This is a genomic window from Sphingobium sp. KKT206 (assembly GCF_055640555.1).
Genome location: NZ_CM145764.1, coordinates 1,456,060 through 1,472,023, shown reverse-complemented (window position 1 = coordinate 1,472,023; position 15,964 = coordinate 1,456,060). Strand labels below are relative to the sequence as shown.

At 64.3% G+C, this 15,964-nt stretch carries 14 protein-coding genes; 10 read left to right on the top strand and 4 right to left on the bottom strand.

The genetic code is table 11. The features are described from left to right. Nucleotide 1: 1 nt before the first annotated feature. Nucleotides 2-2,041 carry a tetratricopeptide repeat protein gene (locus ACZ2HM_RS06825; RefSeq protein ID WP_470426582.1) on the top strand — a complete coding sequence of 680 codons (2,040 nt, stop codon included), beginning with the start codon at nucleotides 2-4 and terminating at the stop codon, nucleotides 2,039-2,041. 86 nt (nucleotides 2,042-2,127) lie between these two features. Here ACZ2HM_RS06825 and ACZ2HM_RS06820 read toward each other — a convergent pair whose 3' ends face one another. Together ACZ2HM_RS06820 and ACZ2HM_RS06815 are read right to left on the bottom strand one after the other, a co-directional pair. Next, nucleotides 2,128-2,472 (bottom strand): GntR family transcriptional regulator, encoded by a 345-nt coding sequence (locus ACZ2HM_RS06820; RefSeq protein WP_037472449.1) that lies wholly within the window; start codon nucleotides 2,470-2,472, stop codon nucleotides 2,128-2,130. 73 nt (nucleotides 2,473-2,545) lie between these two features. Next, entirely contained in the window at nucleotides 2,546-3,124 is a 579-nt protein-coding gene (locus tag ACZ2HM_RS06815; RefSeq protein ID WP_470426808.1) for a nitroreductase family protein, read from the bottom strand. A gap of 139 nt (nucleotides 3,125-3,263) precedes the next feature. On the opposite strand from ACZ2HM_RS06815, the gene ACZ2HM_RS06810 reads away from it, so the two are divergent. The 3 genes from ACZ2HM_RS06810 to ACZ2HM_RS06800 are packed head-to-tail and all read left to right on the top strand — an operon-like array spanning nucleotide 3,264 to nucleotide 7,581. Further along, on the top strand, nucleotides 3,264-4,787 hold the full coding sequence (locus tag ACZ2HM_RS06810) for a peptide MFS transporter (protein ID WP_470426581.1): 1,524 nt from the start codon (nucleotides 3,264-3,266) through the stop codon (nucleotides 4,785-4,787). Further along, complete coding sequence (locus ACZ2HM_RS06805; protein ID WP_470426580.1) at nucleotides 4,784-6,181, top strand: amidohydrolase; 1,398 nt, start codon at nucleotides 4,784-4,786, stop codon at nucleotides 6,179-6,181. The genes ACZ2HM_RS06810 and ACZ2HM_RS06805 overlap by 4 nt, the downstream gene beginning before the upstream one ends. After that, nucleotides 6,178-7,581, top strand: a complete 1,404-nt coding sequence (locus ACZ2HM_RS06800) for an amidohydrolase family protein (protein ID WP_470426579.1) — start codon at nucleotides 6,178-6,180, stop codon at nucleotides 7,579-7,581. The genes ACZ2HM_RS06805 and ACZ2HM_RS06800 overlap by 4 nt, the downstream gene beginning before the upstream one ends. 169 nt (nucleotides 7,582-7,750) lie before the next feature. Here the strand turns inward: ACZ2HM_RS06800 and ACZ2HM_RS06795 are convergent, their stop codons facing one another. Continuing rightward, nucleotides 7,751-8,248, bottom strand: coding sequence for an SH3 domain-containing protein (locus ACZ2HM_RS06795; RefSeq protein WP_037473694.1), 498 nt, complete (start codon nucleotides 8,246-8,248; stop codon nucleotides 7,751-7,753). 90 nt (nucleotides 8,249-8,338) lie between these two features. Here ACZ2HM_RS06795 and ACZ2HM_RS06790 point away from each other — a divergent pair, with 90 nt between their 5' ends. The 4 genes from ACZ2HM_RS06790 to ACZ2HM_RS06775 all read left to right on the top strand — a co-directional run bounded on the left by ACZ2HM_RS06790 (nucleotide 8,339) and on the right by ACZ2HM_RS06775 (nucleotide 11,595). Then, nucleotides 8,339-9,337, top strand: coding sequence for a 2-hydroxyacid dehydrogenase (locus ACZ2HM_RS06790; RefSeq protein WP_069066386.1), 999 nt, complete (start codon nucleotides 8,339-8,341; stop codon nucleotides 9,335-9,337). 66 nt (nucleotides 9,338-9,403) lie between these two features. After that, entirely contained in the window at nucleotides 9,404-9,589 is a 186-nt protein-coding gene (locus ACZ2HM_RS06785; RefSeq protein WP_037480476.1) for a DUF1328 domain-containing protein, read from the top strand. 4 nt (nucleotides 9,590-9,593) lie between these two features. Beyond that, a complete protein-coding gene (locus tag ACZ2HM_RS06780) occupies nucleotides 9,594-9,797 on the top strand; it encodes a DUF5818 domain-containing protein (protein ID WP_076605625.1) in 204 nt (67 codons plus the stop codon). Between the two features lie 43 nt (nucleotides 9,798-9,840). Then, the gene (locus ACZ2HM_RS06775; protein ID WP_470426578.1) at nucleotides 9,841-11,595 is read left to right on the top strand and encodes a DUF885 domain-containing protein; all 1,755 of its coding nucleotides are present in this window, start codon (nucleotides 9,841-9,843) and stop codon (nucleotides 11,593-11,595) included. On the opposite strand, the gene ACZ2HM_RS06770 is transcribed toward ACZ2HM_RS06775, so the two are convergent. After that, the gene (locus ACZ2HM_RS06770) at nucleotides 11,596-11,808 is read right to left on the bottom strand and encodes a hypothetical protein (RefSeq protein ID WP_156106317.1); all 213 of its coding nucleotides are present in this window, start codon (nucleotides 11,806-11,808) and stop codon (nucleotides 11,596-11,598) included. 111 nt (nucleotides 11,809-11,919) lie between these two features. On the opposite strand from ACZ2HM_RS06770, the gene ACZ2HM_RS06765 reads away from it, so the two are divergent. Continuing rightward, entirely contained in the window at nucleotides 11,920-12,924 is a 1,005-nt protein-coding gene (locus tag ACZ2HM_RS06765; RefSeq protein ID WP_069064301.1) for an IS30 family transposase, read from the top strand. 342 nt (nucleotides 12,925-13,266) lie between these two features. Beyond that, the gene (gene acnA, locus ACZ2HM_RS06760; protein WP_037479826.1) at nucleotides 13,267-15,936 is read left to right on the top strand and encodes an aconitate hydratase AcnA; all 2,670 of its coding nucleotides are present in this window, start codon (nucleotides 13,267-13,269) and stop codon (nucleotides 15,934-15,936) included. Nucleotides 15,937-15,964 lie beyond the last annotated feature (28 nt).

Genomic DNA, 15,964 nt, shown 5'->3' with positions numbered 1-15,964 from the left:
CATGAGCCGCACCCGCATCGCCCTGATCGTCGGAATAATATTGCTGTTATTGGGGGTGGCGGGCCTGTGGCAATGGCGCGCGCATGAACGCGACGGCAGCGCCGCGCTGGCCCGTGGCCTCACCGCACTCGACAAGGGCGATGCCCGCACCGCGCGCGTCGAATTGATGAACGCGATCAGGGGCAATCCCCGATCGGTCGTCGCGCGGGAAGCGCAAGGGCGGGCGCTGGCTGAACTGGGTGACGGCGCAGGCGCGCAGGCCGAGGTCGAACGCGCTCGAAAACTGGGCGGACCACCCGCCGACACCCGCGACGTGATGGCACACGCGCTGCTATTGCAGGGCGACGTGGATGCTGCCTTGCGCGAATCCCGCGCGCCCGACGTTCCTGCCGCGCATAGCCTGGCCGCCGCGCGGATCAGGGCGCGCGCCGCCATGGCAAAGGGCGATATGCGCGCGGCGCAGGCGGAGCTGGCGCGCACTCTCGCGACGGCGCCCGGTGACGTCGAAAGCTGGGTCGATCTTGGCCGCCTGCGCCTCGCAACCGGCGATCAGGCAGGCGCGATCGTCGCGGCGGACCGCGCGGTAAGCCTTGCCCCCACCAATGCCAAGGCGCTGACCCTGCGCGCTGAACTGACGCGCGGCCAATATGGCCTCACCGCCTCGCGCCCCTGGTTCGAACGCGCGCTCGCAGCCAACCCCGAATCGGTGCCGACGCTCGAATCCTATGCCGCGACGCTCGCCGACGCGGGGGAAGCCGGCGCGATGCTGGGCCTCACCCGCCGTATCCTCGCGCTCGAACCCGACAATGCCCGCGCCTGGATGATGCAATCGATCATGGCCGCCCGCGCGGGCAAGGCCGATCTCGCCCGATCGCTGCTGGCGCGGACGCAGGGGCGGCTCGATGGCGAGCCCGCCACCTTGTTGCTGCGCGGCGTGTTGCATCTGCAGGATGGCAATGCCGTCCTCGCCGCCGACACGCTCGCGCCGCTGGTCGCGATGCAGCCCGACAACCGCACCGCCCGCACCCTGCTGGCCCGCGCCTATCAGATGGGCGGCGACATGCCATCCGCCGCCACCACCCTTGCCCCGATCGTCGCCCAGCGGGACGCCGACCCCTATGTGCTGACCCTCGCGGCGCGCGTGCAGGAAGCGCTCGGCAATCGCGCCATGGCTGCCGACATGCTCGCCCGCGCCGCCTGGCCAGTGCGCGCCGCTGCCGATCCGTTTGCCGGACCAAGCGACGCACAACTGGCCGATGGCCCGCCGCCCGCCAATGCCGCCACGGCGCGCGACAATATCCCCTATATCCGTGCCTTGCTCAGCACCAACCGCACCGACGCAGCGGTCGATCGTGCCCGGATGCTCAGCCGCGCCAACCCCGGCGCGCCGGATGCCTGGATCGTGCTGGGCGATACGCTGGGCGCGGCCGGACGGGCAGGGGAGGCGGCCCGCGCCTATGAAAGCGCCGCCAATATCCGCTTCGACCGCGCCGTCGCGCTGCGCCTCGTCGCGGCATGGAACCGCGCGGGCGACACCGCCCGTGCGGCCCAAATCGTACAACTCTTCCTGACCCAGAACCCGACCGACAGCGCCATGCGCCGTATCGCTGCCGCCGTCGCGATGGAGGCGGGCGACTGGCGCGGCGCGCTGCGGATGCTGCAGGCTGTGCGCGCGCAACTGGGCGACAATGACGCGCTGCTGATGGCGGACCTTGCCCGCGCCGCCGTCGAAACGGGGGATCGGGCAGCGGCCCGCGCCTATGCCGCCCACGCCTATCGCCTGATGCCTGTCAACCCGATGATCGCCGACATCTACGGCTGGACGTTGCTGGAAACCGGCGAAAAAGGCCCGGCTACGGTCGATCTGCTGGAAAAGGCCGTCGCCCGCGCGCCCGGCCATCCCCTGCTCAACCTGCATCTGGGTCAGGCCTATGCCGCTGCCGGGCGCAAGAATGACGCCAAGCTGGCGCTGGGCCGGGCGGTCTCGGTCAGGAATTTTGCACGCCGCCAGGATGCCGTCGACGCACTGGCAGCGCTTTAACTAAAATCCGTTCGTTTCGAGCGAAGTCGAGAAACGCTCACGAAGCGTACAGCCCAATGGAGAGGGCAGGCCCGACGCTGAAACCCTCAGGCCTTCTGCAAGTCCAGATCGTCGGCCCTTATCCCCAACCGCCGGATCTGCGCCGCCACCGGCGGCCATACCGTCTCCAGGAAATGCGCGCGTTCCGCTATCCGCAGCCGCCGGGTCGCGCCATCGGCCACGAACATGCCGACCCCACGCCGCACCACGACCAGCCCATCATCCTGAAAGCTCTGATAGGCCTTCGCCACGGTCAGCGGATTGGCCCCCTGCGTCGCGGCAAAGGCGCGCACCGATGGCAGCAGGTCGCCATCGCTATAATCCCCGTCCAATATGGAAGCGGCAATGATCTCACGCAGGCGGAGATAGACGGGTTTTGAGTCGTCGGCCATGGGTGCATCACTGCCATAATACAGCCATGCGGGTCAAGTCAGACCATTGCGCGAATCATGGTTAAAGCGGCAATTATCGGTCCCAAACCGATACGATGGCGTCATAATCTGGCCGGGGACGCTCTTCCTGCGCTTTGCCCGGCGTGCCGATGAAGACGAAGCCCGCAATGGTCTCGTCCCCCTGCGCAAAGGCCGCGCGCACATCCGCATTATAGGTCGGCCATCCCGTCAGCCAGCCACCGGCGAAGCCCAGCGCATGGGTGGCGTGCAGCAGATTCATGATCGCCGCGCCCACCGACAATTGCTGTTCCCAAACAGGGATCTTGCTGCCCGCGACTGGCGCGGACAGGGCGACCACCAAGGTCGGCGCCTGATGCGCGAACTGGTGCATCGCTTCGATCTCCAGCCGCCCGGCGTCGGGCTTCTCGGCGCGATAGGCGCTCTCCAGCAGTTCGGCCAACGCCGCCCGCCGCGCCGACGGCACCACCACGAATCGCCACGGCGCGAGCTTGCCATGGTCCGGCGTCCGCAGCGCGACCTCCAATATCTGCCGCAACTGCGCGTCATCGGGGCCGGGTGCGATCAGATCGCGGGGTTTGCCCGACCGGCGGGTCTGGAGCAGGGCGAGCGGGGAGGAGAGGTCATTGAACATCGCCGCGACAAATGGCCCGGCCACCGCCATGACGCAAGGGCCGCCTGTGTTTTTGACAGACGCGAATTTGGCTCTACTCTCAGGGCATCATTCGGCCTCCGTTCGGCGGGCCGGTCAAACCATATGACAAGGGTTCCCGATGGCGACCTCGATTCCTGGCGTGGAGGCAGCGGGCAAGACCTGGCTCGGCCATCCGCGCGGCCTGTTCCTGCTATTCTTCGCCGAAATGTGGGAGCGTTTTTCCTATTATGGCATGCGCGCCATCCTGATCTTCTACCTTACCAAACATTTCCTCTTCGGCGAAGATCGCGCCTATCTGCTCTACGGTGCCTACACCTCACTGGTCTACATCACCCCGGTCATCGGCGGCTATCTGGCCGACCGGTTCCTGGGACCGCGCAAGGCGGTGCTGGTGGGCGGCGTCTTCATCGCCATCGGCCATTTCCTGATCGCCATCACTGAAGGGCCGGGGGGGCAGGACGGTTTCTACCTCAATGGCTTCTATCTCGCCCTTGCCAGCATCATCGTCGGCACCGGTTTCCTCAAGGCCAATATCTCGGTGCTGGTGGGTGAACTCTACCCCCGCGACGATGCCCGCCGCGACCCTGCTTTCTCCATCTTCTACATGGGCATCAATGTCGGCGGAATGATGGGGCCGATCATCTGCGGCCTGCTCGGCGAACTCTACGGCTGGAGTTGGGGCTTCGGCGCGGCGGGTGTCGGGATGCTGCTTGGCCTTGTCATGTTCGTCTGGCTCAAACCCTGGTTGCTGGGCAAGGGCGAACCGCCCGCGCCCACCCAGCTGCGCGCGCCCGTGGCGGCAGGCCTCAGCCAGGAATGGACCATCTATCTCGGCGCAGCGCTTGGCGTCGTCGCCATCTGGCTGGTGATCCGCTATGCCGAACTGCTCGGCTATGCGCTGCTTGGCTTTGCCGCGCTGACCGTCCTCTATATCGTCTGGCGCACGATGAAGACGCTCGGCAAGGTCGACCGCGACCGCATGTTCGCCGCGCTGTTTCTGATCGCGCTCAACCCGCTCTTCTGGGGATTGTTCGAACAGACCGGCTCCTCGCTCAACATCTTCACCGACCGCAATGTCGATCGCGCCATTTTAGGCTGGGAAGTCCCGGCTTCCATGTTCCAGTCGGTCAATTCGGTCTTCATCATCCTGCTCGCCCCCTTGTTCGCGGTGCTATGGACCATCCTCGACAAGCGCCGCCTCGAACCCTCCTCGCCCGCGAAATTCGGCATCGGCCTCATCCTGTGCGGAGCCGGCTTCCTGGTGCTCGTGGCGGGTGCAGCGATGGCAGGCGAAAATCTCACCCCCGTCCTGTTCGTCTTCCTCATCTACCTCTTCCACACCATGGCCGAACTCTGCTTCTCGCCGGTCGGCCTGTCGGCGATGACGCGCCTGTCGGTGCCCAGCATGGTCGGCCTCGTCATGGGCACCTGGTTCCTCGCCATGGCGGCGGGCAATTTCATCGCAGGCCTCATCGCCCGCGCCACCGGCAGCGGCGATGCGGGCGGCGTGACCCAAGTGCTGGATGTGTATAGCCGCATCGGATGGTTCGCGATCGTGGTGGGCGGCCTTGTCCTGCTCGTCTCGCCCTATATCAAACGCCTGATGCATCTCGACCTGATCGCTTCGGAGAATAAGCCATGAGAACAAGCGCAACGCCGTTGCTGATCGCCGCCCTGCTGGCCGGGGTCGCCGGTCCCGCCGGCGCGAAGAAGGACAAGGATGCCCCGGCTGCCACCCAAGGCAGCTCGGCCGAACCGGACAACCCTTATCCGTCCACCTACAAAGCCTATCCCGGCACCGCCACCGCCATTCGTGGCGCGACGATCTTCGACGGGGAGGGCGGCCGCATCGACAATGGCGTCATCTTCCTGTCGGACGGGAAAGTCACGGCGATCGGCGGCCCGGACACGCCGATCCCTGCCGACATCTCCGTGTTCGATGGCACCGGCAAATATGTCACCCCCGGCGTCATCGACATTCACAGCCATCTCGGCAACTATCCCTCGCCCGGCGTCGATGCCCATTCCGACGGCAATGAAGCCACCGCGCCCGTCACCGCCCATGTCTGGGCCGAACATAGCATCTGGCCACAGGACGCAGGCTTCAGCCGTGCGCTCGCCAATGGCGGCGTCACGAGCCTGCAAATCCTCCCCGGCTCGGCCAACCTGTTCGGCGGCCGCAGCGTCACGCTCAAGAACGTCCCCGCCCGCACCATGCAAGGCATGAAGTTCCCCGGCGCGCCGCATGGCCTCAAAATGGCATGCGGCGAAAACCCCAAGCGCGTCTATGGCAGCAAGGGGCGCGAACCCTCGACCCGCATGGGCAATATGGCGGTCAACCGCGCCACCTGGATCAAGGCGCGCGATTATCAGAAGAAGCGCGCTGCCGGAAAGGATCAGTCCCGCGACCTCGGCATGGAAACGCTGGCCGATGTGCTGGAGGGCAAGATCCTCGTCCACAATCATTGCTATCGCGCCGATGAAATGGCCAATGTCATCGATATGGGAAAGGAGTTCGGCTATCGCGTCACCGCCTTCCACCACGCGGTCGAAGCCTATAAGATCGCCGACCTGCTGCGCGACAATGGCGTCTGCTCGGCGCTATGGGGCGACTGGTATGGCTTCAAGATGGAAGCCTATGACGGCATCAAGGAGAATGTGCCCCTGGTCCACCGCGCTGGTGCCTGCACCATCGTCCATAGCGACGACGACAACGGCATCCAGCGCCTGAACCAGGAAGCCGCCAAGGCTTTGGGCGCGGGGCGCCGCATGGGCATAGACATTTCCGACGAAATCGCCTGGACCTGGCTCGCCATCAATCCCGCGCGCGCCATGGGCATCAGCGACCAGACCGGCAGCCTCAAAGTCGGCAAGATGGCCGATGTCGTCCTGTGGAATGGCAATCCGTTCAGCACCTATACCCGGCCGGACAAAGTCTGGATCGACGGCGCGCTGCTCTACGACAGCGCCAACCCCAAATTGCGCCCGGTCAGCGACTTCGAAGTCGGCCAGATCGGCGCGGGAGACGTGAAATGAGTAAGCGCACCCCCAAAAATCCGTTCAGTTCGAGCTTGTCGAGAACCGTGTCTGGGCGCAGTTCTCGACCGACGCTTCTCGACTTCGCTCGAAGCTGCTCGAACCGAACGGCGGTAGGCATTGCCGCCTTGGCGCTGCTCTCCTCCCCGGCCTTCGCCCAATCCCTCGCCATCACCGGCGCAACCCTCGCCATCGGTGACGGCTCCGAACCGATCCGCAACGGCACGGTCGTCATCACCGCCGGCAAGGTGACCGCAGCGGGCGCAGGCATCGCCATCCCACCCGGCACGAAAACCATCGACGCCGCTGGCAAATGGGTCACGCCCGGCCTCGTCTCCGGCTTCTCCCGCGTCGGCCTGGTCGAAGTCCCGGCCGTCAACGAAACCAACGACGCCAGCGCCCGCTCGCCTTTCTCCGCCGCGATCGACGTCGCCCCCGCGATCAACCCGCTCGCCAACCCGGTCGCGATCAGCCGCACGGCGGGCATCACCCGCGCCGTCGTCGTCCCCTCGACCGGCACCGGCATTTTCGCCGGGCAAGGCGCGGTCGTGGACCTCGGCGCAGACATGAACCCGATCACCAAGCCACGCGCCTTCCAATATGTCGAAATGGGCGAGGAGGGCGCCAAGGACGCCGGTGGCAGCCGCCCTGCCGCGATCCTGACCTTCAAGACGATGCTGCGCGAAGCCCAGGAGTTTGCCAAAGCCCCCGCCAGCTATGACGGCCGTTCCAAGGACGCGCTTCTGAACCGCATCGACGCCGAATCCTTGGTCCCGGTCGTCACTGGCGCCATGCCGCTGATGGTCCATGTCGAAAGCGCACGCGACATTTTGGCCGTCCTTGCGCTCAGGCAGGATTTCCCCGCGCTCAAACTGATCCTGGCGGGCGCTGCCGAAGGCTGGATGGTCGCGCCGCAAATCGCCGCCGCCAAGGTGCCGGTAATCGCGGGCGGTCTCGACGATCTCCCCTCCAGCTTCGAAAAACTCGCCGCCACCCAGAGCAATGTCGGCCGCATGGTCAAGGCGGGCGTGGCCGTCTCGATGGGCCTAATGGACCGCGACGAAGGGCTGCAACTGCGCCTCGCCACGCAGCAGGCGGGCAATATGGTCGCGCTGAACAAGGTGCCCGGCGCGACCGGATTGAGCTGGGGCCAGGCGCTCCGCACGATCAGCTCCGCGCCCGCCGAAGCCATGGGCTTGGGCGACCGCATCGGATCGCTGAAGGCCGGACGGGCAGGGGACGTCGTGCTGTGGGACGGCGACCCGCTCGAAATGACGTCCGCGCCGCTCGCCGTCTGGATCGACGGCATCGCCCAACCGCTCGACAACCGTCAGACCAAATTGCGCGACCGCTACGCAACGCCGGAGGAAGGCGCGCTGCCCAAAGCCTATGCCTGGTGAGTGCGCACCCTGAACGGCAAATATTGCTGTCCTACAGGCCGGATTTTCGCCATCTTGGGGCTGGCCATGTCACATTGCAGCCCGGCCTAACCATTGTAACAAAGTTACGAGTTTCTATATGATAATTTCAAGATTTGCGGGAAATATGCGAAGTTAAGCGCGTCCGATCCTATTGGTCGGTCGCGCCCCACACGTCGCTGGCCTTCACATAGCCACGCTGGCCACGCACGTCGAAACTGCACCAGCCGCCCGAACAGTCGGACAGCCGCCCAACCACGCCGCGCTCCGCCCGGAACAATGTCCGCGCGCCATCACTCGCCGATTGCCGCAGCGGGGCTACCTCTGCCTTGACGATCCCGGTCGCCGTATCGCTGAGCAGGCGCACATGCATCCACCCTTGCGCGCCGTCCGGGTCTTGCACCTTGCGCCACAGTCCCAGCACCTGCACGACCTTCACCGGCAGGTCGCGGCGGCGATAGACCCAGTTGGAGGGGTAATCCAGGCTCGGCCCCACGCGCATCCGCGCCTCGTCCTGTGCGATCGACGCCCAATAGGGCACCGGCTTGCCTGGCGCGGCGACACTCGCCGCCGTCATGGCCAGCGCCATCGCCACGCCAGCGCCCCGCATCAACAGCTTCATTCCAGACCCATTTCCCATGTCACCCATGATCATCCCTTAGCCCGCCGCGCGGCATCGCGACAGTCATTCCCGCATAACCGCTTGACCGACGCCGCAGGCGGGCATAGCGGCAGGGCCATGGCCAAAAAACTGCGCCCTGCCAAGCCGCGCGTCATCGTCACGCGCCGCCTGCCGCCCAATGTGGAGGCGCGCATGGCCGAACTGTTCGACGCCAGCTTCAATGTCGGCGACGCCCCGATGAGCCGCACCGAACTGGCCCGCGCCATGGCGCAGTGCGACGTGCTGGTGCCGACCATCAACGACACAATCGACGCCGCCCTGCTGAACGGCGCGCCGGAGCGATTGCAATTGATCGCCAGCTTCGGGGCAGGGGTCGATCATATCGATCTGGCCGCGGCGCAGGCGAAGCGGATCATCGTCACCAACACGCCAGGCGTCCTGACCGAAGACACCGCCGACATGACCATGGCGCTGATCCTCTCGGTTCCCCGCCGCTTGGCGGAAGGGGAAAAGCTGGTCCGGTCCGGCCAGTGGCGCGGCTGGAGCCCGTCGGGGATGCTCGGTCACCGCATCGGCGGCAAGAAGCTCGGCATTATCGGCATGGGCCGGATCGGTCGTGCCGTTGCCCGCCGCGCCCGCGCCTTTGGCCTGTCGATCGCTTATCATAACCGCCACCGTCTGCCGTTCGAGGTGGAGCAGGAATTGGAAGCGGAATGGGTGGGCGATGTCGATGCCCTGCTCGCCGCTTGCGACATCATCTCGATCCACTGTCCGCTCAATGCCGACAGTCGCGGGCTGATCGATGTGCGGCGGATATCCCTCATGCGCCCCGACGCCTATCTCATCAACACCTCCCGCGCTGAAATCACTGACGAGGCCGCGTTGATCGTCGCGCTCGACGAAGGGCGGATCGCTGGCGCAGGCCTCGACGTCTATACCCATGAACCGGCGGTCGATGCGCGCCTGTTCGACCTCGCCAATGTCGTATTGCTGCCCCACATGGGATCGGCCACCTTCGAAGGCCGCGATGCGACCGGCGCGCGGGTCATCGCCAATATCCGCAGTTGGGTCGATGGCCACCGTCCCCCCAACCAAGTGCTGGAAGGCTGGGTCTGACGGGAACCCCGTGCGCCGTCATCCGTTCGGAAATCATAGCATTTCCATCGAAAGGGACGGATCACCATGTTGAAACTCGCAGTCATCTCACTCGTCATCGCCGCTGTGCTGGCGGTTCTCGGCTTCGGCGGCGCCGCTGGCACCTTCGTCGGCATCGCCAAAATCCTCTTCTTCATCGCGCTCGCCGTCTTCGTCCTGTTCCTCGTCCTCGGCATCCTGGCTGGCAAGGGCATCAAGGATGCGATAGACTGACCGCATGATAGAAAGTGGCGCTGACGTAGATGAAACCGGGCGGCTCGTTCGCGACGCCGCCGGTTTTCTGCTCCGGCGCGATGTTGGCGGCACCTACCGCCTCGTCCTGCTCCGCGTACCCGTCGATCTTGTCGAAAAACGGGTGCGCGTTCAGGGCTTTTATATGGGCGACGATATTGTCGAGGCCGATGGCGTAGCGCCCGCCTGAAACCCCTTGCCAAAGCAGCGGGGACACGCGATCCCCTTGCGTCATGCGCAAGATCCTTCCACTTCTCCTCTCCGTCGCCACGCCCGTTTTCGCCCAGGCGCAAACGCCCCGCGACACACTCACGCAGGTCATGGACGATCATTGGACATGGTGGCTCTCCACCCATCCGGTCGAGGCGACCGCGCGTGGCGTCCGCACCTATGATGACCGCATCTATGACCTGTCGCTCACCGCCCGCGCCGCGCAGATCAAGGCCGAGCAGGCCTTCGTGGCCCGGCTGGAAGCGATCGGCGAAACGACGCTCGATCCCGCCGATCGGGTCAACCGCGCCGTATTGTTGTGGATGCTGCGCGACGACATAGCGGGGGAGGCGCATCAGGCCGAACGGCTGATGCTGTTCACCACCTATTATGGCTGGCACCAGGGTTTTGCAGGCATGGGCGATGGCCTGCCTTTCTACGACCGCGCCGAATATGACAGCTATCTCACTCGCCTGTCGCTCTACCCGAAACAAAATGGCGACGCCCTCGCCATCACCCGTCAGGCGATCGAGGGCGGCTATGTTCTGCCTTGCTCAGTGCTGGGCAATTATGCGGCCACCATCAGCGGCATCGTGGCGGGCAAGCCGGAATCGACCCGCTTCTACGAGCCGTTCACCCGCCCCAAGCCCCGCACGATCAGCGACCCCGATTGGTCCGCGATGCAGGCGCGCGCTATCACCCTGATCCGCGACGTGATCACGCCCGAATATGGCAAATGGCATGACCTGTTCGTCAAAGATTACCAGCCCGCCTGCCGCAAGAGCGACAGCGCCTCCACCCTGCCGGGCGGCGCGGCCTGGTATGCCAGCCGGGTTCGGACGCATACCACGACCGACCTGACCCCTGACCAAATTCACGCCATCGGTCTGTCCGAAGTCGCCCGCATCCGCGCCCGCATGGACGATGTGGCAGCCAAGGCCGGCTATCCCAACCGCGCCGCCTTCATCGAGCATCTGCGCACCGACCCACGCTACTATGCCAAGACGCCCGAAGAACTGCTCCAGGTCGCCGCGCGCCAGGCCAAGGCGATCGATGGCCTGCTGCCACGCTATTTCAACACCCTGCCACGCCTGCCCTACGGCCTCAAACCCATTCCAGAGGCCGAGGCCGAAGGCACGACCACTGCTTATTATATGCCCGGTGCGCCGGAGAGCGGCATAGCGGGAACGTACTTCGTCAACACGTCCAGGCTCGACCAGCGCCCCTTCTGGGAACTGCCCGCGCTCACCGCGCATGAGGCGGTGCCCGGCCATCACAACCAGATCGCCCTGCAACAGGAATTGCCGCTCCCGCCCTTCCGCAAATATCTCGCGGGCTTCACCGCCTATGTCGAGGGATGGGCGCTCTACACCGAATATTTGGGTGAGGAGATGGGTCTCTACGACACGCCTGAAAAAATGATGGGGCGCCTGTCTTACGAGATGTGGCGAGCCTGTCGCCTGGTGGTCGATACCGGCCTCCACGCCAAGGGCTGGGACAAGGCGCGCGCCGTCGCCTTCATGGCCGACAACAGCGCGCTGTCCGCGGCCAATATCGATGCCGAGGTCAATCGCTATATCAGTTGGCCGGGTCAGGCGCTGGGCTACAAGCTCGGCGAAATCCGGATCAGGGCATTGCGGACGAAGGCCGAAGCGGACCTGGGCGCAAAGTTCGACCTGCGCCGCTTCCATGACGCGGTTCTGGCGCAAGGCGCGGTGCCGCTGACGGTGCTGGAAAGCCAGATCAAAGGGTGGATTGCGACTGAAAAAGCCCGCTGATCAGAGGCGCAGGGATCGGGGCGGGGCGTTGGCGGTGTCGAGCCACGCCCGATAGCCCAGGTCGAGCGGCAGGGCCGCTTCGCAACAGGCGCATTCCGCCATTACTCGACCGATCAGCCACTGGCTCTGCCCGCAATCGGGACAGCGCATCACGCCACCGGGGCGATAGACGGCGATCATGTCGTGGCTAGGCAGGACTTGGGAAGGGTGCATGTGAAGAATCCCCCATTGTCTCGCACTAACGTCATTATAGGCGGTGGATTCTAGATCGAAGTGCGAAATCCTAGGATTTATAGGGGTTTGATCCCCTTTCCAGGAAGGCACATGATGAACGGCTACCAGCATCTGGGTTTGGATGAGCGGCGACAGATCTATCAACTGGCTGCAACCGGGCGGTCCGTGCATCAGATAGCAGCGTCGCTGCAGCGACATCGTTCGACCATCTATCGCGAGCTCAAACGTAATCAGCATCTCGATGACGAGCCGGTGTTTCGTGGCTATTTTCCAACGGCCGCACAAACGATGGCGGACAGGCGCCGGGTGCGTGGCGGCAAAATCGCCCGAAAGCCCGAGCTTGCCGCCTATATCGCCGACCGCTTGTCAGCAGCCTGGTCGCCGGAGCAGATTGCGGGATACCTTCGACGCCATCGCGGTAATCGTGAAGCCGTCTGTCACGAGACCATCTACCAGTTCGTCTATGGGCCGGACGGACGAAGCCAGGGCCTGTGGCGCCTTCTGCCTGTTGCCCGTCGATCTCGACGGCAGCGCTATGCGCGCAAGCCCCGCGGTCTGCATATCCCTTTGGCCAACACCATTGGCAAACGCCCTTCCGAAATCGGTAATCGCAGCAGCTTTGGTCATTGGGAAGGCGACCTGATGATCTTCAGGTTGGAATATGGCAAAGCCAACCTCACCTCGCTGGTCGAGCGCCGCAGCCGGTTTACTATCCTCGCCCGCAATCCCAGTCGGCATTCCGCCGGCGTCATGTCGGGAATCCAGCACCACTTGCACATGCTGCCCCCTTCCCTGCGTCAGAGCATCACCTTTGACCGGGGAACGGAATTTGCTGCCTTTGTGACACTCCAGAAGAAACTCGCGATGACGAGCTATTTCTGCCTGCCATCGGCACCCTGGCAAAAGGGCAGCGTGGAAAACAGCAACGGTCGCATACGGCGCTTCCTGCCGTCTGACACGGACCTGGCGTTGCTATCGGATAAGGAAATCCAGGCCGTTGCTGATCGCATCAACAGCACCCCTCGCAAGTGCCTGAACTATCGCACCCCGCATGACGTTCTGGGAGAGCAAATCACCCTCCTCAACGCCCGGTAGATTTGCCATCCAGGGTGGGGCTCGCCCCACCCTGGATGAAATGCTACGCATCCCATGGATGTCGCGCTTCAAATCGAAACCGCCGGCAGTTGTTTCCCGCTTTGGTCAGGCAAGCGCAAAAAATGCGCCTCCTCCAAAGGTGCAACGGTTGCTTTGTCCATTTGACTTGGGCGCGGCAGTCTGTATGGCGCTGCAACATCGGGACATACCCGCTTCGGCCGACGGTTGGGGCGCATCCCTCCACCTTGCTGCCCGGACCATCGGGCCGGTCGGCGAGAGACGGGTGGAAAGCGTCAACTTGCCTCCGCATGGCCGCGGCATTTGCGAGGAGACGCACAACTTATGACCGCCATCGGACAGGACACGCTCGGCACCCGCGACATTTTGAATGTCGACGGCAAGGACATCGCTTTTTATTCGCTCGAAAAGGCCGCCGCGAAATTGGGAGACGTTTCGCGACTGCCTTTCTCGATGAAGGTGCTGCTCGAAAACCTGCTCCGCTTCGAAGATGGCGTCACCGTGACGGTCGAGGACATTCAGGCGATCGTCGACTGGCAGAATGACAAAGGCAAGGCGCAGCGCGAGATCCAGTATCGCCCCGCGCGCGTGCTGCTGCAGGATTTTACCGGCGTTCCTTGCGTTGTCGATCTGGCTGCCATGCGCGACGCGATGAACGCGCTCGGCGCCGACGCCAGCAAGATCAACCCGCAGGTGCCCGTCCATCTCGTCATCGACCACTCGGTCATGGTCGATGAATTCGGTACGCCCAAGGCGTTCGAACAGAATGTCGAAATCGAATATCAGCGCAATATGGAGCGCTACGACTTCCTGAAATGGGGCAGCAAGTCGCTCAACAATTTCTACGCCGTGCCCCCCGGCACCGGCATCTGCCATCAGGTGAACCTCGAAAATATCGCCCAGGCCGTCTGGTCGAGCGAAGATACCGATGGCAATATGGTGGCCTATCCCGACACCTGCGTCGGCACCGACAGCCACACCACGATGGTCAACGGTCTGGGCGTGCTTGGCTGGGGCGTCGGCGGCATTGAGGCGGAAGCGGCAATGCTGGGCCAGCCCGTTTCCATGCTCATCCCTGAAGTCGTCGGCTTCAAGTTGGTCGGCACGATGAACGAAGGCGTGACCGCCACTGACTTGGTGCTGACCTGCACCGAAATGCTGCGCAAGAAGGGCGTGGTCGGCCGGTTCGTGGAATATTTCGGCCCCGGTCTGGCGTCGCTCAGCCTCGCCGACCGTGCTACGCTCGCGAACATGGCCCCGGAATATGGCGCGACCTGCGGCTTCTTCGGCATCGACGACAAGACGATCGACTATATGCGCCTGACCGGCCGCAGCGACGAAAATCTCGCGCTGGTCGAAGCCTATGCCAAGCAGCAGGGCTTCTGGATCGACCCTGCCGCCGATCTCGTCTTCACCGACACGCTGGAACTCGACCTGTCCACGGTCGTCCCCAGCCTTGCCGGTCCCAAGCGCCCGCAGGACCGCGTCTCGCTGCCGCAAGTCGATGACGTGTTCAACGCCGACCTCGCCAACGTCTACAAGAAGGCGCAGCAGCGCGTTCCGGTCGAAGGCGAGGATTTCGACATTGGCGACGGCGACGTCACCATTGCTGCGATCACCAGCTGCACCAACACGTCGAACCCCGGCGTCATGGTCGCGGCGGGCCTCGTCGCCAAGAAGGCGAACGAATTGGGCCTCAAGCCCAAGCCGTGGGTCAAGACCTCGTTGGCCCCCGGCAGCCAAGTCGTCACCGACTATTTCAACAAGGCAGGCCTCCAGGAGCATCTGGACGCGATCGGCTTCAACCTCGTTGGCTATGGCTGCACAACTTGCATCGGCAACTCCGGGCCGCTCGCCCCGGCGATCAGCGCGGCGATCAACGAAAACGGCCTGGTCGCGGCCGCCGTCATTTCGGGCAACCGCAACTTCGAAGGCCGCGTGTCGCCCGACGTGCGCGCGAACTTCCTCGCCAGCCCGCCGCTGGTCGTGGCTTACGCGCTCAAGGGCACGGTGATCGAAGACTTCATCACCACGCCGATCGGCGTCAGCACCGCTGGCAACGACGTCTATCTCAAGGACATCTGGCCCACCAATGCCGAGGTCGCTTCGACCATGGCAGGCTGCATGGACCGTGCGATGTTCCAGGCGCGCTACGCCAATGTCTATAAGGGCGACGAGCACTGGCAGGCGATCGACGTGACGGGCAGCGACACTTATAGCTGGCGCGCAGGCTCGACCTATGTCGCCAACCCGCCCTATTTCGAAGGGCTGAGCATGACCCCGGCACCGGTCAACGACATCATCGAAGCCAAGCCCTTGGCGATCTTCGGTGACTCGATCACCACAGACCACATCTCGCCCGCCGGTTCGATCAAGGCATCCAGCCCGGCTGGCCAGTGGCTGAGCGAGCATCAGGTCGCCCAGGCCGACTTCAACAGCTATGGCGCGCGCCGTGGCCATCATGAAGTCATGATGCGCGGCACCTTCGCCAACATCCGCATCAAGAACCAGATGCTCGACGGCGTCGAAGGCGGCATGACCCGTTACGAAGGCGAAGTCATGCCCATCTATGACGCGGCGATGAAGCATAAGGCCGACGGCACGCCGTTGGTCGTCATCGGCGGCAAGGAATATGGCACTGGCTCGTCGCGCGACTGGGCGGCCAAGGGCACCAACCTGCTGGGCGTCCGTTCGGTCATCGTCGAAAGCTTCGAGCGCATCCACCGTTCGAACCTGGTCGGCATGGGCGTGCTGCCGCTTCAGTTCAAGGATGGCGAGAGCAAGGACACGCTGGGCCTGACCGGTGACGAAACCTTCACCATCCAGAATGTCGCGGGCCTCAAGCCGCGCCAGGATGTGGACGTTATCGTCAAGCGCGCCGACGGTTCGACCTTCACCTTCACCGCGCTGTGCCGGATCGACACGATCAACGAGCTGGAATATTTCCTGAACGGCGGCATCCTGCAATATGTGCTGCGCAAGCTGGCCGCGTGATCGGCTGACAGGCTAAGCTAACAAAAAA